The following is a 25,225-nucleotide window of genomic DNA, read 5'->3' on the forward strand; positions in this document are numbered from 1 at the left end:
AGTAATTCCATGTCACCACTGATCTCCATTGTTATCGTTAATTACAATCGGGAACGTTATATTGGGGAAGCGATCGCCAGCGTCTTACAACAGACCTGGCAAGATTTAGAGTTAGTGGTGTGGGATGATGGCTCTACAGATGGGTCAGTGGCGATCGCTCAAAAGTATGCCCAGCAAGATAGACGCGTGCGGGTAATAGCAGCACCCCATCAAGGAACTGTGAAAGCCCGCCAAGGTGCGATCGCTCAAACTCAAGGAGCTTACCTGGGTTGGGTAGATAGTGACGATATCCTAGCGCCTACCGCTTTGGCTCAAACCGCCGCCGTTCTTCATCGTCACCCAGAAGTTGGATTAGTTTATACCGATTACATAGATATTAATCCTGATGGTCAAGTGCTGGGCTATGGTCATCGTTGTCGGATTCCCTACTCTCCCCAAAGGCTGTTGGTAGATTTTATGACCTTCCAATTCCGCTTATTGCGGCGTTCAGTTTATGAACAGGTGGGGGGTGTGCATATATCCGCTTCTGACTATGCCTATGATTATGATCTGTGTTTGCGACTTTCCGAAGTAACGCAAGTGCGGCGGGTGAAACAGCCGCTTTATCTGTGCCGCATTCACAACCAAAGCATCTCTGCAACTAACAGAACAGAGCAAATTCTTTGGTCACAAAAGGCGATCGCTCAAGCCTTGCAACGGCGGGGACTGGCTCATCAATGTCGCATTGACGTAGAATTACCCGCAGGTCGCTTCATCTTGCGGCGTAAGCCAACCTTGGGAACAACTCTCGCCAATATTAAGGGTGTGTTTGCCCAAACTACAGTCTGTGCAGGTATAGCCGGCTTAGGAATGTTGTCGTTATGGGGAATGAATACGGAGATAGCCCAAGCTCAACAGATTCTTCCCGCCGCCGATGGTACAAATACCATTGTCACACCCAACGGTAACAGAATTGACATTACAGGTGGCACAACTTCCAGCAATGGTCTGAACCTCTTCCATAGCTTTCAACAGTTTGGAGTCAGCCCCGAACAAATAGCCAACTTTCAAGCCAATCCCGCCTTGCAAAATATTCTGGGGCGGGTAACAGGTGGTAATGCTTCGGTTATCAATGGCTTAATCCAGGTGACAGGGGGCAGTGCTAACTTATTCTTGATGAATCCCGCCGGATTTATTTTTGGTGGTAATGCCAGTTTAAATGTCTCAGGTGCGTTTACAGCCACCACTGCCAATGGTATAAAATTTGGCAATGATTGGTTCAATGCTGTCGGTAATAATAACTATGCCAACTTAGTAGGCAACCCCACCGGATTTGCCTTTACCATGAATCAGCCAGGGGCAATCATCAATGCTGGTAACTTGGGAGTAGGTACTGGGCAGAGTTTGAGCTTATTGGGTGGGACAGTAGTTAATACTGGACAACTCTCAGCACCAGCCGGACAGATTGTTGTTACCTCCGTACCTGGGCAGAATTGGGTGCGCCTCAGCCAACCAGGAAATATCTTGAGTTTGGAATTGCCAGCACTAACGCCGGATAGTAGCCAACCCAACAGTTGGACAGTGGCGATCGCATCTTTACCAGAATTGCTCACCGTCGGTAACACTAACACAGGTTTAACTACTAACCCTGATGGTAGCGTGAAACTGACCAACTCCAATGTCACCATCCCCACCACCCCAGGCACAACTATTGTGAGTGGAAATGTCAATGTTTCCGGGGAAACAGGCGGAACAGTTAATGTTTTGGGGACAAAGGTAGGTTTAGTTGACGCTAATATTAACGCCTCCGGTACTAATGGTGGTGGGACTGTGTTAATTGGCGGCGATTACAAAGGCGGCGGTACAGTACCCAACGCAACGCAGACATATATTAATTCCAATACCGTTATTAACGCCGATAGTCTGCAAAATGGCAACGGTGGACGCGTGATTGCTTGGGCGGATGATGCCACACAGTTTTTTGGTAACATTTCAGCCCGTGGTGGCGCAAATAGCGGCGATGGTGGTTTTGTCGAAGTATCCGGTAAGAATTTCTTGACTTTCCAAGGACAGGTAGATGTTTCTGCCCCCAACGGTCAATTTGGTACTTTATTATTAGACCCCAGTAGTTTAACTATCATCGATGCCACATTTGGAGGAACATTCGATGCTACTTTTAGTGGCAGTATTTTAGCTGACACTCCTGATATTGGTGCAAATACTATTTCTTGGGGGGCGCTAGTAAGTCTCGGTAGTGGTGCAAATATTAACTTAGAGGCCACTGGTGATATTACCATCGACAACATCACGGGCGTTGTGTCAGGTGAAAACAATTTAATTACATTAGATTCAAGTAATAGCGGCAGTTTTACCCTAAATTCCACTAATGGTGCAGTTAGATTTGTTGATACCAATGACACCATCGCCACAAATGGGGGAGCAATCAATATTTCTGGGGCTGGTGATATCTTGCTGGGTAATATTATTACTACTGGTGGTGGCTATGCAAGTAATATTACAGTCACCAGTAGTAATGGTAGTATCAATACAGGCAACCTGCAAACCCGACCCAGCGATAGTCCAGCATTCAGTTCTAACGAGTATGGCAATGTGAGTTTATCTGCATTTGGTAACATCTCTACTGGCAATATTATTGCTAGTGGTGATGGCTATTCTCCGGGTAACATTACAGTTAACAGTAGTAATGGTGCCATCAACTTAGGCAACCTTGACACTAGAAGTATTTTTGAAGACGGCACCATAACATTTATTTTTGATGATAGTGGTGATGTTACATTATCTGCAAGTGGCAACATTTCAGTAGGTAATATTATTGCTAGTGGTGATGGCTATTCTCCAGGCAATGTCAGCGTAGACAGTAGTAATGGCAACATTAATATAGGAAATCTGGATACCAGCGTCATCAACCAGTCTGACGCTACAGCTGGAACAGTAACTTTGAGTGCCGCAGGTAATATTTTTACAGGTGATATTAATTCTTATTCAGATGAAGGTTTTGATAGTGGTCAAGGTGGTGCAGTAGAGATCACTACATCAGGAGGTAGCATTACCACAGGTGATATTAATTCTTATGTCTTCAAGAATATTGGTGGTGACTTTACAGGAACAGGTGGTCAAGTTACCCTAACGGCTAGTAATAATATTATTGTTGGTGATATTGATGCTTCCGCAGAAGTTACAGAAATTGATGGGACGGCTGAAGCTATAGGTGGCAATGTTACCCTCCAGACAACTAATACTGCGGGCAGTATCATCCGTTTTAATAGCATTAACACCAGTGCCACAACAGACGAAGACAGCAGTATTCAAGCTGGTAATGTAGAAGTCCTAACCAACGGGTTAGTACAAGGAACAGGTACAGGTAATACCATCAACACGGGTGAATTCTACTTAGTATTTGATGAGATTGAGCAGGTTCCTTTCACTACTCCACTTAGTAGTGGTGGTACAGTCACCATTCAACACGATGGTGGGCCGGGTAATGTGCCATTTACTGTAGGTAATAGTAGTATTAATGGCACAGCAGGAGCAATTTATGCTGGTAGTGCTTCTAACAACCTATCTTCTGGTAGTTTCCCAGTCTTGCCTACTGGTGGAGAAGCCAGTGGTACACCCAGTAATATAACTATTAGGTCTGTTAACACACCGCCTACACTAACCGCAAATTCCCCTATCTCCTTAAATGCTCAACCAGGAGTACCCTTTAACTTTACGTTTACAGGCAGCGTTGGGGATGTCAATATCGATAACACTACTGTTGAGATTGTTTCTATTTTGCCTGGGGGGATATTGAGGCGAGGCAATACAGTATTAGAACCTGGAAACACGATAACTATAGGCGAAACGTTAAATTTTACGCCACCAGAAAATATCACTACTAGCGGGAGCATTCAGGCTTTTACCGTTAGAGCTAGTGATGGGGTTTCTGAGTCAAATGTTATCCCTGTAGCAGCAGGCATAGAAGTCACTCCACCACTAGACAATTGCCAAATTTTGCCGTCGGCTTGTAAACCAATAAATGGTAATGGTAATAAGAAGGATGTAGTTATCAATGGCGGTACATATACACCCTATCCAGAAGACAAATTTACTGATAAGTTTGCTAGCCAATTAGGTATATCTAGACCTAAAGTCAAAACCACAGAAGATGCGATTGATTTGGTTCGCCAGATAGAAAAAGCGACTGGTGTGAAACCTGCCTTAATTTACCTCAGTTTTGTACCTGTGGAAATTGCACCCAACACAGCTACAGGGAACACCAAATCTAATAAAGTTTTGGACACCGTAGGCGAGAGCGATCGCGATCAGTTAGAAATAGTAGTAGTTACCGGTCAAGGTAATCCCATCCGTAAGCGTGTCCCCAGCGCCACTAGAGCTAAAGTTTTGCAAGTAGCGCAAGAATTTCGGGATCAAATCGTCAATCCCCAAAACCGCCGCACCACGGGTTACTTACAGCCATCTCAGCAACTTTATAGTTGGATAATTGCACCAATACAGCAGGAATTACAGGCGGAAGGAATTGATAACTTAGTCTTTTTGCCAGACGTGGGCTTACGTTCCACGCCAATGGCAGCTCTCCATGATGGGAAACAGTTTCTTGTAGAACAATATAGCCTGGGCTTGATGCCTAGTTTGAGCTTAACTAACACCGCTTATACCGACATTAAACAATCCCAAATTTTAGCTTTGGGTATTTCTCAAAGCACTCAGGGACAACAACCATTACCAGCTGTTCCCGTTGAGTTATCAACTTTAGTCTCTAAACTTTGGCCTGGCAAGTTGTTGTTAGATCAGCAAGCGACATTAGAAAATCTGAAAATGATTCGTCGCCAACAACCTTTCGGCATTATTCATCTAGCCACCCATGCCGATTTTATTCCAGGCCCCTTGAGCAATTCCTATATTCAATTATGGGAAGACAAATTACACTTAAACCAACTACGGCAATTAAGATTGAATGAACCCCAAGTTGAGATGATGGTGCTGAGTGCTTGTAGAACCGCTTTAGGTGATGAAGAAGTAGAAATTGGGTTTGCAGGTTTAGCTGTACTAGCAGGTGTGAAAACCTCTATTGCCAGTATGTGGGCAGTTAATGATACTGGTACGGCGGCTTTGATGACGAAATTCTATGAATCTCTCAGAACTGCTCCCATCCGTGCAGAAGCCCTGAGAGACGCTCAAATGGCTATGGTAAAAGGACAGGTTTTCATCAAAGATGGGCGGGTGCAAGGTTTAGAAACAGTTCCCAGTATACCTTTACCTGCTGAGAGTATTCAGGAAACTGATTTAAAACTCACCCATCCTTACTATTGGGCAGCATTCACGATGGTAGGTAATCCTTGGTAGCTCTTAACTTGCGGTTAAAAATTCATGCCTAATTCTTTCCTTCTTTAAGTAATGAGTAATGGGTAATGAGTAATGAGTAATGAGTAATGGGTAATGAGTAATGGGTAATGAGTAATGAGTAATGAGTAATGGGTAATGAGTAATGAGTAATGAGTAATGGGTAATGGGTATTTACTCATTACTCATTTAATTTGGTTCACCGATGATCACATCAAAACTGTATGAATAAAAAATGGGTAAATCTCATCAAAGTCAACAGCCTACACCTACACCCCTAAAATATACTTATTTCAGATATAGCAATAAGTTCAAACCGGGGATAGTGCGGGAAAGTGTCCACAAAACTAGGGTGATGTAGAGTAACCCTAAACTCCACTGATACCAAGCTAGTGTGGAAATGATTCCTGGTAGGTGTTCGTCTCTAAGGCGGATGTCGTTAAATCCTAACCTGACTAGGTTATTGAGGCTAAAGTCATAGTAGTTGAGCCAGTTCCAACGGCGATCGCATAATAGGGGCATATATCTTTCCCGAAATATTTGATTTCTGGGGATGACTGGTAAACGCCCAATGAGTAACCGTAACTGGCGAAAGGTTCCGTCTTCGGTGAAGTAGGAAACATTCATTAAGTCGTGATAACGCCCTTGTTTGTACAGGCGGATTAATAACATTAAGGGTAATGGCATGATAATTGTGACAAGACATCCCAGTGTCAGCCAAGGTTGAGCGGCATTGCGGAAAATGGCTAATAAGCTGAAAAATGTTAAACAGCTAAAACTGATGAGGATAGCAATGGTTTCATAGGATGTGGGAATGATGGGTGTAGGATGCAGACGACGACAGCGATCTACTAACCAAAACAGTAAACCAAAGTAAGCGATCGCTACTCCTCCCACACCGAAAACTAGCCACAAGTTTGTGCCGTAGCCGCTTAACAATAACAATACACTCAATACTAACCAAGTCCAAGCTGTAAGTAACCAGTTACCAACTGTCAAGGGTTCGGCAAAGACTAGGCGATCGCTGAGTTGGTTGTATGTGGCTAAATCGATATCTGCTAATGTTAATAATTCGTTGCTGTTGCGAAATGGTTTTACGGCTCGACGTTGGGCGATCGCTTTTACTTGAATATCAGAAAAACCCAACTTGAGCAAACTTGTAAAAGTCGCACGATTAATATTTATCCCTACTAATTCACGAGTCAATTTATCCAGTCGTAATTGTTGTTTGATATACTCCAATTGATTCGCATCAGCTACTTGTTGCTGTTGCCGGAAGTTCTGCCCCAAATTTCGCAAAACATTTTGATTACCTGCCAATGTGGGGACACTAAATATTTTACCAATCTGTCCTGGATTCCCTAAAATTTTGGCTTGATTTGAATTAAATGTCAATCCAGGAACATTTAAAAATGCTTCTCTAGAAAATAGCACATCACTAAAATCAGCTTGGTTGAGAATGCTAGCACTCCGCATATCTACAGGTTGATTAAATAGCACTTCTCGAAAGATGACAGCTTGTTCAAATGTTGCTTCTTTTAAGAATAGAAATTGATTAAAACTAGCTTTTGCAAACTGTGCTTGATTATTAAATATCACCTCAGAAAAATCTGCATTTCCTTGCCACTGGACACTATTAAATTTGGCTAATTGCTGAAAATGAGCTTGATTAAAGTCGGCATTATTCACAAAAATGCTATCATGAAAATCAGCATTTTCTTGAAATTGTGTTTGTTTAAAATTAGCTTTATTAAAAAAAACGCTACCCGAAAAATTACTTACTTGGCGGAAAATGGTAGATTTAAAACTCACAGGACGACTAAATCTGGCTTCACTCCAGTTATTTGTTTGCAGAAATGTAGCATTTTGAGCATCTACAGTCTGAAGAAAAAATGTATTAGCAAATCGCACTTCACCATTAAAGCGAGTATGTTCTAGTGTCAAAGCACCGCGAAAAACCGTCACTTCACTAGATACTGTTGACTGCGTATTTAAAAGGGAGCGACAATCTTTAGAGTTGAGAAAATTAACCGCTAAAGATTGCAAGCAAACTAAACGTAAGCGTTCTAATTGTTCTTGTTCTGGGGCAGTGAAAATCGGAGCGATCGCTTGAGCATATAAAGGTGTTCTTAACCCTAAATCGCTGCCAATAAAATCTCCTTGAATCAAGGAATAACTCAAGTCTAATCCTAAAGGTTTAGCTCCAGTTTTTTGCAATTCTTTGCGGAGCATTTGATAAAAGGCATCACGAAAACTAGCATTTTCTGGACGCAAATCAATCACCATTTGCCGCAAGTCTACAGTTAAATTCCCCTCACGCAGGGTAGGTGTATGTAGTCGTTCCTGCAACAGTTCTAAGGTTAAGGGTGTGCGTTCTGGTTGTGCAGGTGCCGCCCACGTTGGTAGGGGAAGTAAAAAGATTAACAATGCACACACAGCAATTAGTAACCAAGCTTGTTTGCGCCAGATGCTGAGGTGGGGTTTTATACTACGTCGAAAACAGAATCTATCCAAGTCTACTGTGTATTGTTAATCGGCAGAATAATTTTAACTGCGATCGCTCTCATTGCCACTCAAAACTACTTTTTTACGCTAATATGATAACGATTCTCATTCCAGATTGATATGGTCAGTTCCTTAACCCAGTTCCAGAAAGACTTAAGCCAGCACGATAGTGAACAACTTACACGGATGCGTCACACCTGCGCCCATATCATGGCAATGGCAGTGCAGAAGCTATTTCCAGGGACTAAAGTAGCAACTGGCCCCGTCACAGAAAATGGATTTTACTACGACTTCAATTGTCCAGTTAGCATCACTCCCGATGACTTGGAAAAAATCGAGGTAGAGATGCAGCGAATCATCCAAGCCAATCTCCCTATTATCCGTGAAGAGGTACAAAGGGCAGAAATTCGCGCCGAAATTGTCGAATTAAACGAACCTTACAAATTAGAAATTTTAGAACGCATTCCCCCAGAACAGACAATTACCCGCTACTTTATTGGTAGCCCCGAAATTGGTAAACCAGAAGCTTCTTTATTTATTACAGATGTGCAACCAGCAAGTCACTATTGGTGGGACTTATGTGCAGGGCCGCATATTAACTTTACAGGTGAAATTGAGCCTGACGGTTTTAAATTGTTGAATATTGCCGGTGCTTATTGGTTAGGAGATGAAACTAAACCCCAATTGCAGCGCATTTATGGTACAGTCTGGGAAACTAAAGCAGCACTACAAGCTTACCTCCAACAAAGAGAAGAAGCCTTACGTCGTGATCATAGAAAGCTAGGTCAAGAACTAAACTTATTTAGCATTCAAGAAGAAGCTGGTGGGGGTTTAGTTTTTTGGCATCCCAAAGGCGCGAGTATTCGCTACATCATTGAAGATTATTGGCGACAAGCACATTTAGCATCTGGTTATCAATTACTCTACACACCCCATGTAGCCAACCTCGATTTATGGAAAACATCAGGTCATTTTGATTTTTATCAAGAGAATATGTTTGACTCAATGGAGGTGGAAAATCAGGCTTATCAAATCAAGCCGATGAATTGTCCTTTTCATGTTCTCACATACAAACATCAGCTACATTCCTATCGAGAATTGCCATTAAGATGGGCAGAATTAGGCACAGTTTATCGTTATGAACGTTCTGGTGCGTTACATGGTTTGATGAGGGTGAGAGGATTTACCCAAGATGATGCTCATATCTTCTGTTTACCTCACCAAATTGCTGAGGAAATTTTAGGGGTTTTAAATCTCACAGAGAAAATTTTATCAGACTTTGGTTTTAAAAATTATGAGGTAAATCTTTCCACTCGTCCTGATAAATCAGTAGGCAATGATCAGGTATGGGAATTAGCAACTTCAGCTTTAAAAGAAGCTTTGGATACTAAAGGCTGGAATTATGTTGTTGATGAAGGTGGGGGAGCTTTTTATGGTCCGAAAATTGATATTAAAATTCAAGATGCTATTGGTCGTTTGTGGCAATGTTCCACTATTCAAGTAGACTTTAACTTACCAGAACGCTTTGATATGGAATATATTGCGGCTGATGGTAGTCGTCAACGGCCAATTATGATTCATCGAGCTATTTTTGGTTCTTTGGAACGCTTTTTTGGCATCTTAATTGAAAACTATGCTGGTGATTTCCCCTTGTGGTTAGCACCAGTACAAGTACGCTTATTACCCGTGAGTGATGAGGTAAGAGGATATGCAGAATCTGTTATAACTGATTTACAAAAAGCTGGTTTGAGAGTAGAAATAGACAACAGTGGCGAACGTTTAAGTAAGCAAATTCGCACAGCAGAGTTAGAAAAAATTCCCGTTGTTGCTGTTGTGGGTAAAAAAGAAGTAGAAAATCAAAATTTAAGTGTTAGAACTAGACAAGTTAGAGATTTAGGGGTGATGAGTTTAAGTGAATTGGTACATCGTTTACAAGAAGCTATCATCTCTAAAGATTCGTGAAACAAGATACCCTTTCAAAAGTGGGGAATCGGAAACAACCATTTAATTTAGTAGTTTACAAACATCAAATTGCAATATGAATACTGTCACCGCACCAACTCCAAATTTAATTCCTGATATTCCTAAACGCGGAATGCCTGTTACTATCATCACAGGATTTTTAGGGAGTGGTAAAACTACACTGCTGAATCAAATTCTCAAGAATAAACAAGATTTAAAAGTCGCTGTTCTCGTCAATGAGTTTGGTGATATTAATATTGATAGCCAACTGCTGGTTTCCCTTGACGAAGATATGGTAGAACTCAGTAATGGCTGTATTTGCTGTACTATCAACGATGGTCTAGTTGATGCTGTTTATCGAGTCTTAGAACGAGAAGACCGTATTGATTATATGGTCATTGAAACAACTGGTGTCGCTGATCCATTACCAATTATTCTAACTTTTTTGGGAACAGAACTGAGGGATTTAACTAACCTCGACTCTATTCTGACTGTAGTTGATGCTGAAACCTTTAATCCCGAACATTTTGATAGTGAAGCAGCTTTAAAACAAATTACCTATGGAGATATGATTCTCCTCAATAAAATAGACCTGGTTGCTCCAGAAAAAGTGCAAGCAGTAGAAAGCTACATTCATAATATCAAAAATGGGGCGAGAATTCTTCACACTCAACATGGTGAAGTCCCATTGCCTTTAATCTTAGGTGTGGGTTTAACTCCAATAGATGATTATACTGTTCATGAGGCAGAAGATCATCATCAACATCATCATGATCACGAACATGATCATCAACATCATCATCATGAACACCATCATCACCCACATCACTCCCACCATTTAGAAAATGATGGATTTGTCTCGATTTCGTTTCAATCTGATCAACCATTTGATGTTCATAGATTTGAGAACTTCCTCACCGAAGAAATGCCTCAAGATGTGTTTCGTGCTAAAGGAATTTTGTGGTTTAGTGATAGTGAATTACGCCATATTTTTCAACTAAGTGGCCCTCGTTATAATCTACACGCTGATGAATGGCGTAGTCCACCTAAAAATCAGGTAGTTTTTATCGGGAGAAAATTAGATTCTCAACAAATTTATACACAGCTTAACAAATGTTTGGTATGATTAAGAAGTGTTAAGCAATCAGCCCAGTTAGTTAATCGTGTTTCATGACTTTGAACGATTAACTAGCTCCTAATCTATACCGATTAAACAAAAGAACATGACTTTATCGATTCGTCCCGATACAAATTCTGCTGCTCAGGTGGTATCATCGTTATCTACTCAACAGTCACTAACTGTCACAGAAGCAGAAATGGTGCAGGCTGTAAGAACTTTGTTGATTGGATTAGGAGAAAATCCTGATCGTGAAGGGTTACTAGATACTCCCAAACGAGTTGTGAAAGCGTTACAGTTTCTGACTAAAGGGTATCATGAGTCTTTAGATGAACTGCTGAATGGGGCAGTATTTACAGAAGATGCCAATGAAATGGTATTAATTCGGGACATCGATATTTTCAGTTCCTGTGAGCATCATATTCTACCAATTATTGGTCGCGCTCATGTTGCTTACATTCCCAATGGCAAGGTGATAGGCTTATCAAAAATTGCTCGGATTTGTGAGATGTATGCTAGACGTTTGCAAGTACAAGAACGCCTCACTCTACAAATTGCAGATGCGTTGCAAGGTTTACTCAAACCGCAAGGGGTAGCTGTAGTTATCGAAGCTACTCATATGTGCATGGTGATGCGTGGTGTGCAGAAACCTGGTTCTTGGACTGTTACCAGTGCCATGCGTGGTGTATTTGCAGAAGATGCACGTACTCGCGAGGAATTTATGAATTTGATTCGACACAACGCCAAGTTTCACTAAGTCATCAATGAAAATTTAGCGCGTGCTGTGTAGAGGTAGAAATTTTTCACCTCTACATTTTTCATCTAATTTGATTTCGTTGAGTTTCAGAGGTTAGAGACGATGATTGTAGACACTCAAGTTATACAATGTTTAAAGTTTAATGAGCAAGGTTTAATTCCGGCGATCGCTCAAGACTACCGTGATGGTACAGTATTAATGATGGCTTGGATGAACGCTGAATCAATTCATCAAACGCTATCCACCGGTGAGGCTCATTATTGGAGTCGTTCTCGTTCTGAATTGTGGCATAAAGGTGCAACATCTGGTCATATCCAAAAACTAAAAGAGTTTTTTTATGACTGTGATGGTGATACTATTCTGCTAAAGATTGAGCAGATTGGTGATATTGCTTGTCACACTGGAGCCAGAAGTTGCTTTTTTAATAGTGTGCCAATAAATGATTAATTTGGGCTGTTGAATGCTCAATAAGTATCGGAAATCAAAGCCAACCACTTTTCAAACAGCCTCTGAGACATCTCCAAAAAAGTAGAGTAGAGAGGTTCCATGAAACGTCTCTACAAGGTTTCTGGAAAACGCATATTTAATTTCTAGAGATGTCTCTTGTTAACTTTCATCTTGTACTTGATATTGAAAGTTTGATTCCTCTTGTACTTCGTGATGGTTTTCATATCCATTCTGCTCAGTGGTAGATGTAAGTTCTTCCAAAATTTGAATTGCGCCACTAATTCGCAGTAATGTATCGCGCAGATTTGCTTGTTTCGCCTCTAACTCTGCCATAAATTTTTGTCCTGATGCTAACTCAGCTTTGAGTTCAGTAAGGCGTTTTTCTAATTGTTCTTTCATGATTGAATTAGGTTCCTTTAACTTTGAAATTCATAGAAAGAAATGTCCCATTACCAGAATATTGGGGGGTAGCATCGGGTATGGGACTGGGTGCAGATGGTTGTTGTGCGGGAACAAGCACTGTAAATTTGGCTTGGAATTGCCCTCCTTTGAGCAGTACAGGTTTTCCGCTAGATTTAGTTTTTTGGGCTTTTTGGTTGCCAGCCAAGGATTCAATAAAAAGCATTCCCATACCTGGAATACTGTATTGAGGTGTCATATAGGTGCAGCCAGGGACGATGACTTTTTTCTCATCACCATCGACACAGACAAGTTTGCCATTAATTTTATCTTTGCCTGTGCCGATTAAATCTCCGGGGCGCACGGTGACAATTGCTTGTCCAAAGTTAGGGTTAAACATGGCTTTATCGCCAGTCATGAGAATGAAGTCTGCCATTGTTTATGAGATAGGTTTAATTAAGTATTTCTATCTGCAAGGTGTATTGAATTGATAGAATTATGAATTACTCGGATATTTCTATCAGCATCAACCCATGCTTGCCAATAATGCCCTCTCCAAGATGGATGATCTTGAATTGCCCTCATCATAGTACCTACAGGCTTTCCAGCTAATCTGGTCTGAAAATAAACCTTAATTGGATGATTTGCACTTCCCCAATCACCTCGATTGTTACATTGAATAACATCTAATTTTTCAAATATATAGCCGTTAACATCTAGTTTAGCTGCTGGTTCATTTGTGCCAATTCCCACCCCGCCAGAAGCCATCAAGGCAATATGATCTTGTGGATCATTTGATGTGCCAATTTCTAAAGTCATCTGCTCTCTAAGTGGCACACTACGAGAGTCAGGGTTGCGTGAATAATAGCGTATCCATGCTGCATCACCACTACCGCCACCAGGATCTTTAGGAAACATAATGCCATTATTTTCTGCACTGCCAGCACTGGGTGTAATTGCACTATTTACGGTTAAATTGCCTTTAATATAAGTATTTCCTGTCTGACCTTCAACAGCAAATAAGGCATCCCAATTAGTGGACCACAAACTAAATTGTCTGCTTTGATGGAAGTGAATACCGTATCCTGCTTTTTTAAAATATCCTCTAGCTGCACTGTTTTTAATTAAGCCTTCATCCCAATTTTTACTGATATCGCGGTACCAAGTAACTTTAGGCCATTCATCTTGATCACCATCAGTAAATCCGCCTACTTGAACAGAGCCATTAACTGTTAAACTACCGCTAATAGTTTGAGTACCATCAAAGGTATTAGTACCTCGTGTTGCAACTTCGTTCCAAGTAGGATTTGAAGTTCCATTATCCGCAATCTTTCTAAAGAAAATTCGATCATTACTTTGATAGGAAGCAGCTATTTGGAGTTGATGATTATTATTGGTATTACTATGTCTAGCAGTGATGAGATGTGTCCAACCGTGTGATGTATCCGGGACATCTCCTGGAATGTTTTGACCATTATTTTGATAAAAACCAGACATCAGAGGAATGCTAAAATCCGAGATATTACTTTCATATCCCAACTTAGCGGCACCATTAACAGTTAAATCCCCAGCAATTGTTCCTGAAGTAATTTTATCAGCAGGTAGATTCGGAATCCGATTAACACTGAATGTTCCAGAGATAATCTTATCAGCCGACAAATTAGGTATTCTTCCAGTATCTAATTGTCCTGTTGTGATGTTAATGGCATCGATTTTTCCGGAAATTGTCCCATTTACTGTTAAATTCTCATCAATCTGTAAACTACCTGTCAACACTGCTAAGTTAGGATTGGCACTTCCTGCGGAACGTAAGGTTAAAGCTTTACTATTAGCATTGGGTAAGGACAAACCTGAATATTCTCGCACGCTAGGATCAAGAATAATAGGATTTTGATTGATTGTTAATTTTGCTAGCTTGATGGCGATGATGTTTTCAGGAATTTGAGATGCAAATCCCAAAATGGGCTTTTCACTTAAACGAGTATAGCTATCAGGTATATCTTTTTGCTGTTGATTTTGTGGCTCTTCAGCATATTGGATATAAAGCAAACCTTCATTAATATTATTAAAGTTAGAGAAGGTAATATTTGTTTTTAAAACAATCAAATTGCCATTAAGATCTATTGCCGAGCCTGATTGAATTTGGACTTCTTTTTTACCTTGAACAACTTCAACTTCCAAACCTTCAATAATTCCTGAAATATGTAGACTTTGATGATAATAGCGTTGGCGATCGCTCAAATATTTATGTTGCAGTTCAAAATCATCTTCTAGCAAATATTGCCCTGGGAAATAGTTAGGACGTTCATTAGCAAAGTTAGTGAAATCGGTAGTTTTAGCCATATCTTCTCCTGGTTTTTAGCTATATTGATTGACTGATTGTTCCTAAAATGGTGTTACCAGCAACAATTTTGTCTTCCTCATCTTTACTGCAAATTTGCAATATATCATGGGTGGGAACTGCTTTGAGATTAAAGGTGTTTTCTAGTAATTTATAAGTAGATACAAGCTGATTGATATTTAAATCAACTTGCACGATTACTTTTCCGGAAATGTCTACAGGATTAAGATTTTTAATGCTGACTGCTAACTGGTCTATAGTTTGCATAAATTGTTGATAATAGAGAGTGCGCTTAATTGTAATCTTATTCTGATCAATGGTAGTTTCTGGAGTTAATAAATGATCATCAGAGACTTTATCTTGTAGACGAACTGTAATTTTATTAAGCAAATCAGAATCAATTGAGTTAGGCTGAGTAATTTCTACAATAGCTGCTAGTTCTATTTTTTCAATAAGTGCAATTATCTTAGGTTGTAATTCTTGAATTTTAGGTGCTGCAAATGTTTGAAAAATATAGGGGTTAGTCCATATTGATTTTGTTAGCATCATGCCTGATGGTTCTGGCTGGCTAGCCTGTTGAAATATTGTATTGCCTGCAATAATTTCTCCCCGCTTATTTTTACTACAAATTTTGAGAACTGGAGATAAATTTATAGGCTGCTCTAGTAGTGTATTTGTATGTTTAATATCATTGATGTAAAATTCTAGATTAATTGCTAAATTACCTTGAAAGACTTTATCTGTACAATTTGATAAGGTGGCATAAAACCCTGTTAAGTTCCTTTGGAAATGCTGATAATCTAAATTGTATTTAACTGAAAAAGATTTATTTTTAATACTAATTTCAGGTGAGCCATAGGTAATTAATTTCAAGTTACCTTGCATCTGAATAGCTAACTGTTTAGCTAATTGACTCATGGGTACACTATTGCTGTTATTGGGAGTAATGATTATTTCTATAGCAAATCTTTGATTTTGTGGTGGTGCAAATAATTTGAAAGGATAAGCAACGTGCGATCGCTTGGTAAGCTGCATCGTTGGTACAAGTATCTTTAGGGTGTAAAATGTCTGTGCTGGCTTTTCTTGGTCGATAATTGCTTTGGCAATTTTAGCCTGTCGCCAATACTTATCCGGGTCGCGGTCTGGTAAAGTTAATTGTACTTGAAAATAATGGGGAAAATGCTCAAAGTGGTCGAAGACTTCAACATTTTCACCAAATCCAGAGTTTTGTAAATAAATCTTCAGAATTTCAATTAATCCCTGCTTAGTTCCCCGCAAGCGGTATAGTTTGACAATTTTTTGAATAAATGCTTTTTTAACTTCTACCTGCCAGTCATTGCGTAAACTTAAGGCTACCCAACCTGCTAACCAAGGTAAAAATTCCTTTGGAGTGCGTTGAGGATTGAAATAAAGATGAATATTATCAATAATCTCTTCTAAACCAGGAATATTTTGAATCTCTTCTAAACCAGGAATATTTTGATTATTAGCTGTAATAATTTGCTCTTTGCTAGGACTTTCATCTAGTCCACTGAGAATCTTTTCAAATGCCAGCAAAAACTGCCCAATAAAAATATCTTGTTGGAGAATAGCTGGTAAATATTGATGATAGGTGCTAACTGATTTAGAGTTTTTTGCGTTCATTACCAACTTGTACCAATATTGTAAAGTTACTATTTTTGATATCGATGTTAACTAGCTGATGTTCTGCTAAATAAATTTCAGTTTTAGAGTTTTTATCTTTGTCTTTAATTTGCAAATTTTCAACATAATCTACACCTTCCAAATCATCTAATAATTTATACAATTCTGATAGATACACACTCCGCCCAAAAGGCCATCCTTGTCCCTGCCAATATTGTTGCGATCGCAGGGGTGCAAAAAACATCTCTACTGCTTGTTGTGCCTGTGTTTTAACGTTTTCTGCTTGTGCGCCATCCTGAAGCACTAATTCAGCTTCTATAGTTAGAGATATATATTCAGGTTCAACGATATGCAGGCGAGTAGTTAAAAGTTTGCGATGATCAAGAAACTTAAACAAGGCTGTATATTTATCTTTTACCTGATTGTCTTGGCTATCATTTTCTGGAACAACCACTAAACTAATATGTCCCTTAGCAATCTTGTTATCTTGTAACTCTAAATTTCGTTGTGCCAAACATTTAACACGGGCAATCTTTAAACCATTAGCATCTTGTGATTGATTCCAGTCATCAAGCACCAATTTTTCATAATCTTCTGGTGTAACGGCTCGATAAGTTTGGCGTAATTCTAATAAAGTTTTCTGAATCTCCCATTGCAAAATTTTTTGTCGTTCCTGGGTAGAAACATTAATAGGTAACTGCCATTCATCTCCTTTGAGTAAACTTAAAAAACTCGCGTAATTTTCATCAGGAACTTGATTAACCCGATAAAGAACCATTTCTGATAACCATGCTAATAATTCAATCAGAATAATTCCCGTGTCTGTAGGGTTATGATCTGTCCATTCTGGATATTCCAGAGGAATCTGAGAAATTGCCTCTTCTACTAAGTTGGCATAGGTGCGATCATCTAGGTTGGGTAGGGGTAAAGTCATAATAGGTAGATGCGATGGGGGATGGGGAAGAAGAACTATTGCCTATTGCCTATTGCCTATTGCCTTCACAATGTGATTGCCGGAGTAAATCAAGGAATCGGCTGTGAGTGATGAAGGTAAGTTCACTTCTAAAGAATTAACATGATCTACTCCCGAAATGGATTGAATAATGGCGTAAAAATCAGATTTTTGCGGGTAGCGTCCAAATTGCCACCCCGCCCCTGTTCCTCCGGTTAAGGGATGGAGAAAGGTTTCTAAGGTTTGTTTGACAATGTTGATCACCATGTCTGCGTTTTCGAGGGACACAGGGGTTATGGTTGCAGTCACACTGACTTCTTGCCATCTGGGGGCTGTCACTACTAAATCTACTGTGGCTTCGCAACGGGAACGAATATAGGTTTCGACTTGCTCTAGTAGGGCTAAACTGGGGGTGGGTAGGCGATCGCTACTCTGGGGGAGAATAATCAGTTTAACTTGCCCAGCACGGCGGTTAATTTCCTCCAACATTTCTTGAAAGTTAGCGGCTTCGGTGGTGGAGTTAATACCCTGCAATTTCCCACTCAAAGTATCTGCAAATGTCACATCTGGTTTGGTAGGATCGAGCCAAAGTCTTTCATTGAGTGGACTAAAATTAGCTGTCAGTAAATCTGGTGTGACTACTTTAACTCTAGCCACATCTGTAGAAGCTTCATAAGCTAAATCTGCTATATCCTCAAGAGTAACAGCGCGATCGCGGTGGCGTAGTTGCTTGGGTACGCGTGCTTTGAGGCGTTCTAGAGTCTCTTGTTGCGCTCCTCCGCCTGCTGCTTCTAGGTTAATTACCCGATCAATGTAGGGGATAGTAGTTTTTAATTGGCTAATGGTTTGTGTGGTGACGTTTCCCTGTTTACCTCCTCCAGTACGATAAAAAGATAGCCGAATATTATTACGCCCCCTGGGAGGAATCATCCCGGCTTGCCCGTTGCCAAAGCGAATTTCTCCGGTTTGTCGATCTAAAATATAATGGCGATCGCTGGCACTAGAACCGTAAAAATCTGCTACTTCCTGCCAGAGTATCCAAACTTCTTCAATTTCTCCCACATTATCTGCAATTACTTTGATCCGATTCGATTCTATGCCAGAGGGAATTTGTCCTTCTTGAACTTCTAACTGCTCTCCCATCAAAATGGGGGTATTATTAGCCACAAAAATCTGATTTGGCTCGTAGTTACTTGAACCTAAAACTTCTTCTTTCAAACTTATTGCCTGTACTGCCCAAGTAGTATTAGTTAACAAGCGACGTAAACGAGGTTTTACTCGGAAGTTACCAGCTACCCAACGCACTCGCAACCAATATAGTTGTTTTCCAAAGGTTTCTGTGGGGCTAAAATCTGCGGGAGCAATAAATTGAATTAAACCTCGTTGGGAAAATGCTTGAGTTTCGTCATTTACCCCTAATGATTGCCAACCTAAAGGACTAGAATATTCCCAAACTAATTGGGGTTGTTGGGGACGAAGAACTGGGGTGTTTTGAGGATAATCTTGTGGCAGAGGTTGATTGATAGTAACTTGTTCGCCGCTAATATCACTAATAGTATAGTTATCGTATTGTTGAGGATTGATAGGGTTTTGAATTTGCAGGCGATCGCCTTTTCGCCAACCAGTGACATCAGCTAGTTGTAGTGTTTTATCTCTTGCTAGTTCTGTAATGACTGTTGCTGTTGTAATATCAGCTGATAATTCATCTGGTGATGGGGCTTCAACCTGGGCATAGAGAGTAACTGTTTTATTATTAAATGATTGATCAAATCCGAGATATAGGCTTGGTTCTTTGTCTATTGTCGGTGTAAATGCTTGAAAAGATTCTCCTGGGTAAGAATAGATAAAATCATTTTCTGCACAATAAATGGCGTTTTCTTCAATAGTAAAATCATAGGTTACTGTTAAAGATTTAATCAGAGGTGGATCGTAAGTTGGCGGAATTGTTTCCGTAATAATTGACTTACGCATAATCCGAGTGCCAATTTCCAACTTGTTATTCAAGATTTTGTTTTTTAGCGTCAGCTTATTGCCATTTTTATCGATAGCATTAATTTGATTTTCTTCTGGAAATCCATCTTTCAAAGGAAGAATCCGAATTTTATCATTCTCTTTAAATAAATCGAGAGTATCAACTTCAATTACGTTATTATCTTTGAGTATTTCTTTTCTTATAATTGCTAAGTCATCATAAACAGGATATGTGCGCTCACTTGCTGCTTTGCCATAATGACCTTGAATTATGCGTGCGCGAATCCAATAGCGAGTTTCGCCATTAACAGTGCTAGGATTAGGAAGATTTTCTCGATTAGGAAATTTTAACTTTGCCTGGATATCTTTTTCTATAAACTGAATTATGGAGGATGTATTTACCCATTTTACTTGATTATTTTTATCTGCTATTTCTCGCCAAATTTGACCATTACCAATTTCCCAAATAATTTTTAAGTCGTTTATATTGTCAAGTTGACGAGCTAAAGAGATATCAATAGTAATAGTTGCATCCGGCTTAATAAAAGCGTCATGTAAAGCAATATAAAATGTATCATTAATTCCTGGCTGTTCACCAAAAGGATAAAAATCTTTGGTGAGGTCTAAAGGAGTAGCATTAAATAAGCAGACTTCAGGAATTAAATTAGATTGCTTAATCTTGATGCTACCTTGAAGATTAGTAATTTGAGGTAAATTTGCAGATAAAGAGGATATATTAGTTAACTTCGCTTGCAACCATTTCGCTGTTTTTCCCTGAAGTTCAAAGAGGGTGGGAATAGGTAAATTAGCAAAAGTAAAAGTAATTGTAGATTGATTATTGTCAAGGCTGATGCTAGGAGTTGCAATAGCTTGCCATTGAGAACCGTCCCAATAAGACCAATTTAAAGGTAGACTTTGAAATTGATTGATACTATTAGTAGTAATAGTTAGCTTTAATTCTTTTAACTCTGGTAAATCAAAAATTTCGGGACAAGTTATATAAAGAGAATGGGGAATGGGGCGATCGCCTACGAAAGCCCAGAAGGCTGCATCGTTTTGTCCTGTGGCTTCTAGGGTACAATCTCTATACTTATCCTCATCTGGTTCGCGCAGAAATACAGCTTGTAATTGCGTCGTTGTGACAACCAATTCCCGATCTGTCTCAAATACGATTTCTGCCTCTGAACCTTCGGCTGGTGGTGCAGAAACTTGAGTATGAGCAGGAACTAAGCCATCTGTGGTACTTCCCTGTGCTAAGTAAAAGGTTAAGGGAACTGTTGCCGGTTGGGGTGGTTTGAGTTCTCCACCAATTAAATTAAGGAAGGCTAAAAAGTTTTTTTCAGGGACTTGGTTGAGGCGATCGCTTACCACCTTCACCATCCGTCCAAATATGCGAATTAATGCCCTTCCTGCATCTGTTTTACCTTCAGGTGCAGGCTTCCAGTCGGTAAATTGCTCTACTAAACTTTCAGTTTGGTGAACAATTTCTTCATAGGTACGCTGGTCGATTTTGGGAGGTAAGGAAGCCATAAACAATCACTGTATATAAAAAGGATAAACCAAATTAAAAATATTATTTGTTGTGCGAATTTGATAATTTATTTGAATTAAAATCACATTTGGTTGACTTGGATCAGGAATTGCATCCACATCTAAAACATCAATGCGAGGTTCCCATTCAATTAAGGCATCTTTAACATCACTGACAATTTGTCCAATTGTTCCTAAACTATTAGGAGCAAACACCTTTTCGTGAATATCACAGCCAAAATCAGGACGCATAATCCGTTCTCCTTTAGCTGTACTGAGAATCATCCAAATTGAGTTACTCACAGCATTTTCATATCGTGCCATCTCAATTTGACCCTGTGCATTACGTTCGACAGGTAGCGTCCATCCCACACCTAAAAAATCAACTTCCATTACATCACCTCCAACGCACCATCATTAACTTTTACGCCGGCTGAACATTTAATTCCTAAACCAGAGCTTGCTTCTAATTCATATTTTGATTTAGCTTTAATAGTACAATTAGCACCTGCTTCTAATTGATAATTTTGTTGAGTTTTTATTTGCAAATTTTTACATTCAATCGAAATATCATCATCACTACTGTTTAAAATAATTTTTCCTTTAGCAGCAATGGTTAAATCTTTGTCAACTTGAAGATTCATAGTATTTTCTTTAGAATTAATTACGATTTTGTTTTTACCAGTCTTATCTTGAATAATAATTTGTTCTTCCCCGTCAGTATCATCTAAAATAATCTGATGACCGCTTCGAGATTTAATCATGCGTTGATTATTTTTGCCATCATCATTTTTCCCTGGTGGTTTATCTTTCCCATTCCACAAAGCACCAAGAACGTAAGGATAATTTATATCACCTTGTTCAAAAGCAACTAAAACCTCATCATCAATTTCTGGCAGAAAATAAATACCACGGTCATTTCCTGCCATTGGAGTCAAAACCCTTGCCCAGTAACTTTCTTCTGCGTCAGATAACCAAGGAAATTTTACTTTGACTCGTCCTAATTTGTCTGGATCTTGATTATTAGTTACTATACCAACTGTTACCCCATAAAAACGCTGATTTTCGTGATTTTGATTACCTATTAACAAATCTAGTCCATTCATGTGGCATTTCTCCTGACAGTAAATGAAGTTCTATAACCCTGATCCCATATATAAGAATGTTCCACACTATTGAGATAATAAAGTCCGCCAAATCTTTTACCAACACCAGAAATTTCAATTACTTTCCCGGCGCGTAATTTGGGATTACCTTGACAAGCTCCTTCCCCAGTAATATAGGCGATCGCCATATCCTGAAACTGCCCCAACGCCATGTTATCGGCTTCTTCTTTACTTGATACAGGTTGACTGACTATCGTCTGGCTAGATTCTCCAAAAGCTTTTTTAACTGCTTTAGCTCCAGAGGTTGAACCTCCCATTGTGTCACCTTCTTGTCCTACCCCCGCCTTACCTATTACCTCTTTCTTGTCTTTAGAAATCCAACCTCTGACTTCTACTTTTTGTACCTGATTCATAGTGCTTAGTCGGGGTATGAATTCCTGTAATTTTTCTGGATACGTGAGAGTCAAAAGTTTATCTTGTGTATTTTGATGGGGACGAAAATAAAGAATGTTTTCATCGATTGCTACTTCATAACCAATGCGTTTAGCTCTTTCATTTAAAAACTCCCAATCTGTCTGATTGTGCTGCAAGATATACTCTAACTTAACCTTACTATCGGTAACTTTTGCTGTAAGTCCGTTAGTTCTAGCAATTTGATTAACAACCTCACTATCTTTAATTTTTAGGAATGATTTTGTGTGTCTTCCTCGTAACAGCCGATGGCGCAAATCATGACCACGCACTACTAATATTGGTAAATCATCTAGGGTATATTCTGGTTCTAATCCTGTAATTTCCCCCACAATCACAGTTTGAATATCATCTTCATAACCCATCTTAATTTCTACTTCATTACCCACATCAAATACTGTGTCATCAACCCATGTCATTTGTTGTTTTATGATGTCCCAAGTCACTAATCGTAGCTCGAACATACTAGGAGCTTCCAAATCCTCAGACACTAATGCGGAGATCAAATCCAATTCTATGTCTGTCTTTAAGGGTTTGCCTTGAACAAAAATTTGGAGACGAGGATTTAATAAGGAAGCATCAATTGGCATGATTTACTCCTTCTGACTCAAGTTAGTAATTCGCAAAGGAGGAATCGTCAACACAGTACCAGGATTTAATATACGAGGATTATTTAACTTGTTTTCTACCGCAATTACACGCCATAGAGAAGGATCACCATATTCTTCAGTGGCAATACTACTCAAAGTTTCTCCCCGTTTCACAATTCTGACAGGATCATCAATGGGATTCAGAATTTTTGCCTTTTTTTTCGGTTCTTTCCACTCTTTAAATGTACAGCTTAAGGTGGCTCTGACAGGTGTCCCATCCTCCAGAAAGTGAGTCAGTTTTTTAGTGACACTTTCTAAAAAACCGTCAGGTAATAACACGCTATCTTTACCAGAGATAGTTCCCCAAATTAGTTGACAACGAGGGGGACGTTTGGGATTTGTGCCAATGCGCGGTTGAGTTAAACTAAAAATTTTGCGGGTATAGTTTTGGACATTTTCTGGGGGGAATCCCATCAATGTGGTGTCAAAGAATAAATCCAGACTGAGTTGAGTTAATTCTTTTGATGCAACTGGGCCATACTGTTGCATTGTCCAGCCTGTTTTCACGATTTCTACTTGATTAGGATTAAACAGGACTTTGAATTTATCATTAAACTTGTCTTTTTCCGATTCTATTTTGATAGTTAATTTTTCTAGTGTCATCGATTTTTCCCTCTACGTTCACTTTCAATGACTAACCGACGCATCAGTTTGCGTTCAACTTGGCTAGCTATAGCGTTAACGTTAATATCAACATTTCTGGTTGCTATAGGAGAAACTACGGTTTCTGTTGGTGAGACAGCAGGAGCGAAGTTTTTCCTAGGAGATGAATAATCTTGATGAGATGTTGAATTGCGGTTTGATGTTTGGTTATTACTCCTTGATGATGGGGTTGTTTTAGCTAATGGTAAAGGTAAAGATTGAGGTTTTAAGGGTGGGTTAATTGGTGATATAACGGGAACTAGGGGAAGGAAAGAAATGTTTTGATTATTGTTAGTTTTATTAGTTTTTGTAGGGGGGAGATTAATATGATTTGGTTCACGCAGTGGTGCGGAGGTGCGGAGAGTAAGAGTTTGATTTTCTGTTTGTTGGTTGTCAATAGGAACAGATGATTGTGATGTAGAAGGATTTTGTATCTTTGCTGGAATAATCGGTATTGATGGTTCGGAAGTCTGAGTTATGGGTTGGGGTGTGACTACTGGATTCTCTGATGCAGCGATCGCACTTTGAGCTAAGATATTTAATTCGGTGTTTTGGATAGGTTGATTTGGTTCACGCAGTGGTGTGGAGGCGCGGAGAGTTGGCGGTGTTTGATTTTCTGTTTGCTGGTTGTTAATAGGAACAGATGACTGTGATGTAGAAGGATTTTGTATCTTTGCTGGAAGAATCGGTATTGATGGATCAGAAGTCTGAGTTATGGGTTGGGGTGTGACTACTGGATTCTCTGATGCAGCGATCGCACTTTGAGCTAAGATATTTAATTCGGTGTTTTGGATAGGTTGATTTGGTTCGCGCAGTGGCGCGGAGGCGCGGAGAGTCGCAGGTGTTTGATTTTCTGTTTGCTGGTTGTTAACTTCTGGGAGTGTTGGTAATGGCAATTTTTCAGTTGTTGGTTGTGGTGAAACTACTGGAATTTCTGGGGAATTAATTTCAGATTGATTAATTTGGGTTTCTAAATTTAGAAATTGGGTAGTTTTATCTGTAAAAGTAGAGTTTGATAAGTCTGTTGGAATTGGTAAAGATTGAGAATTATCTAATTTTCGTTGAATGATAGTATTAGAGATGTTAGCAGTGGAGAATATTGATTGAGAATTACTTAATCTATTTTCTATTGGCTGTACTTTTGCTAATGTTATGGGCTGTGCATATACAATAGGCATCGACTCTGATGATAGAGTATTGGTATTACCCCAACGTTGCATTTGTTGATTGAGCAGGGGTAAGCGATTTAAAAAGCGATCGCAACGATTAATAATACGCTGACCCATCGCCATATTCATCATTCCTGGTTGACGTAACGGACGCGTCAGGCGATTTACTAACCGATGATCCAGGACATCTTGCCAATTTGATAAAGAATTTGTCATAAT

General features: G+C 39.6%; 17 protein-coding genes. 5 read left to right on the forward strand and 12 right to left on the reverse strand.

The annotated features are described in order from the left end of the window. Positions 1–9 precede the first annotated feature (9 nt). Positions 10–5,346: a CHAT domain-containing protein gene (locus NOS7524_RS06055; protein WP_015137593.1), complete on the forward strand. Its 5,337-nt coding sequence runs from the start codon at positions 10–12 to the stop codon at positions 5,344–5,346. 285 nt (positions 5,347–5,631) lie between these two features. Here NOS7524_RS06055 and NOS7524_RS06060 read toward each other — a convergent pair whose 3' ends face one another. Then, on the reverse strand, positions 5,632–7,779 hold the full coding sequence (locus NOS7524_RS06060) for a pentapeptide repeat-containing protein (RefSeq protein ID WP_015137594.1): 2,148 nt from the start codon (positions 7,777–7,779) through the stop codon (positions 5,632–5,634). A 189-nt stretch (positions 7,780–7,968) separates the two neighbouring features. Between NOS7524_RS06060 and thrS the strand changes: the two genes are divergently transcribed. From thrS to hisI, 4 genes are all read left to right on the forward strand, one after another. Further along, positions 7,969–9,810, forward strand: coding sequence for a threonine--tRNA ligase (gene thrS, locus NOS7524_RS06065; protein ID WP_015137595.1), 1,842 nt, complete (start codon positions 7,969–7,971; stop codon positions 9,808–9,810). A gap of 76 nt (positions 9,811–9,886) precedes the next feature. Next, positions 9,887–10,936: a CobW family GTP-binding protein gene (locus tag NOS7524_RS06070; RefSeq protein WP_015137596.1), complete on the forward strand. Its 1,050-nt coding sequence runs from the start codon at positions 9,887–9,889 to the stop codon at positions 10,934–10,936. Between the two features lie 97 nt (positions 10,937–11,033). Continuing rightward, positions 11,034–11,684: a GTP cyclohydrolase I FolE gene (gene folE, locus NOS7524_RS06075; protein WP_015137597.1), complete on the forward strand. Its 651-nt coding sequence runs from the start codon at positions 11,034–11,036 to the stop codon at positions 11,682–11,684. 102 nt (positions 11,685–11,786) lie between these two features. Continuing rightward, positions 11,787–12,131 (forward strand): phosphoribosyl-AMP cyclohydrolase, encoded by a 345-nt coding sequence (gene hisI, locus NOS7524_RS06080; RefSeq protein WP_015137598.1) that lies wholly within the window; start codon positions 11,787–11,789, stop codon positions 12,129–12,131. A gap of 159 nt (positions 12,132–12,290) precedes the next feature. Here hisI and NOS7524_RS06085 read toward each other — a convergent pair whose 3' ends face one another. Genes NOS7524_RS06085 through NOS7524_RS06135 form a run of 11 tightly spaced genes read right to left on the reverse strand, consistent with a single transcriptional unit; the run spans position 12,291 to position 25,222 of the window. Continuing rightward, positions 12,291–12,530 carry a hypothetical protein gene (locus tag NOS7524_RS06085; RefSeq protein WP_015137599.1) on the reverse strand — a complete coding sequence of 80 codons (240 nt, stop codon included), beginning with the start codon at positions 12,528–12,530 and terminating at the stop codon, positions 12,291–12,293. Positions 12,531–12,537: 7 nt separating this feature from the next. Further along, a complete protein-coding gene (locus tag NOS7524_RS06090; RefSeq protein WP_015137600.1) occupies positions 12,538–12,966 on the reverse strand; it encodes a hypothetical protein in 429 nt (142 codons plus the stop codon). A gap of 20 nt (positions 12,967–12,986) precedes the next feature. Then, positions 12,987–14,873 (reverse strand): hypothetical protein, encoded by a 1,887-nt coding sequence (locus NOS7524_RS06095; RefSeq protein WP_015137601.1) that lies wholly within the window; start codon positions 14,871–14,873, stop codon positions 12,987–12,989. A gap of 19 nt (positions 14,874–14,892) precedes the next feature. Beyond that, positions 14,893–16,515 (reverse strand): phage tail protein, encoded by a 1,623-nt coding sequence (locus NOS7524_RS06100; RefSeq protein WP_015137602.1) that lies wholly within the window; start codon positions 16,513–16,515, stop codon positions 14,893–14,895. Beyond that, on the reverse strand, positions 16,496–17,449 hold the full coding sequence (locus tag NOS7524_RS06105) for a baseplate J-like protein (RefSeq protein ID WP_015137603.1): 954 nt from the start codon (positions 17,447–17,449) through the stop codon (positions 16,496–16,498). Before NOS7524_RS06105 ends, NOS7524_RS06100 begins: the two co-directional genes overlap by 20 nt. Positions 17,450–17,491: 42 nt before the next feature. Next, positions 17,492–20,968 carry a baseplate J/gp47 family protein gene (locus NOS7524_RS06110; RefSeq protein ID WP_015137604.1) on the reverse strand — a complete coding sequence of 1,159 codons (3,477 nt, stop codon included), beginning with the start codon at positions 20,966–20,968 and terminating at the stop codon, positions 17,492–17,494. A 6-nt stretch (positions 20,969–20,974) separates the two neighbouring features. Next, positions 20,975–21,361, reverse strand: coding sequence for a GPW/gp25 family protein (locus NOS7524_RS06115; RefSeq protein WP_015137605.1), 387 nt, complete (start codon positions 21,359–21,361; stop codon positions 20,975–20,977). Next, positions 21,361–22,074 (reverse strand): phage baseplate assembly protein V, encoded by a 714-nt coding sequence (locus NOS7524_RS06120; protein WP_015137606.1) that lies wholly within the window; start codon positions 22,072–22,074, stop codon positions 21,361–21,363. Before NOS7524_RS06120 ends, NOS7524_RS06115 begins: the two co-directional genes overlap by 1 nt. Next, positions 22,071–23,135, reverse strand: a complete 1,065-nt coding sequence (locus NOS7524_RS06125) for a phage late control D family protein (RefSeq protein WP_015137607.1) — start codon at positions 23,133–23,135, stop codon at positions 22,071–22,073. Before NOS7524_RS06125 ends, NOS7524_RS06120 begins: the two co-directional genes overlap by 4 nt. Positions 23,136–23,138: 3 nt before the next feature. Continuing rightward, positions 23,139–23,798: a CIS tube protein gene (locus NOS7524_RS06130; RefSeq protein ID WP_015137608.1), complete on the reverse strand. Its 660-nt coding sequence runs from the start codon at positions 23,796–23,798 to the stop codon at positions 23,139–23,141. Beyond that, on the reverse strand, positions 23,795–25,222 hold the full coding sequence (locus NOS7524_RS06135) for a hypothetical protein (RefSeq protein ID WP_015137609.1): 1,428 nt from the start codon (positions 25,220–25,222) through the stop codon (positions 23,795–23,797). The genes NOS7524_RS06130 and NOS7524_RS06135 overlap by 4 nt, the downstream gene beginning before the upstream one ends. Between the last annotated feature and the right edge of the window lie 3 nt (positions 25,223–25,225).

This window comes from Nostoc sp. PCC 7524, from assembly GCF_000316645.1.
Taxonomy (GTDB): Bacteria; Cyanobacteriota; Cyanobacteriia; order Cyanobacteriales; family Nostocaceae; genus Trichormus.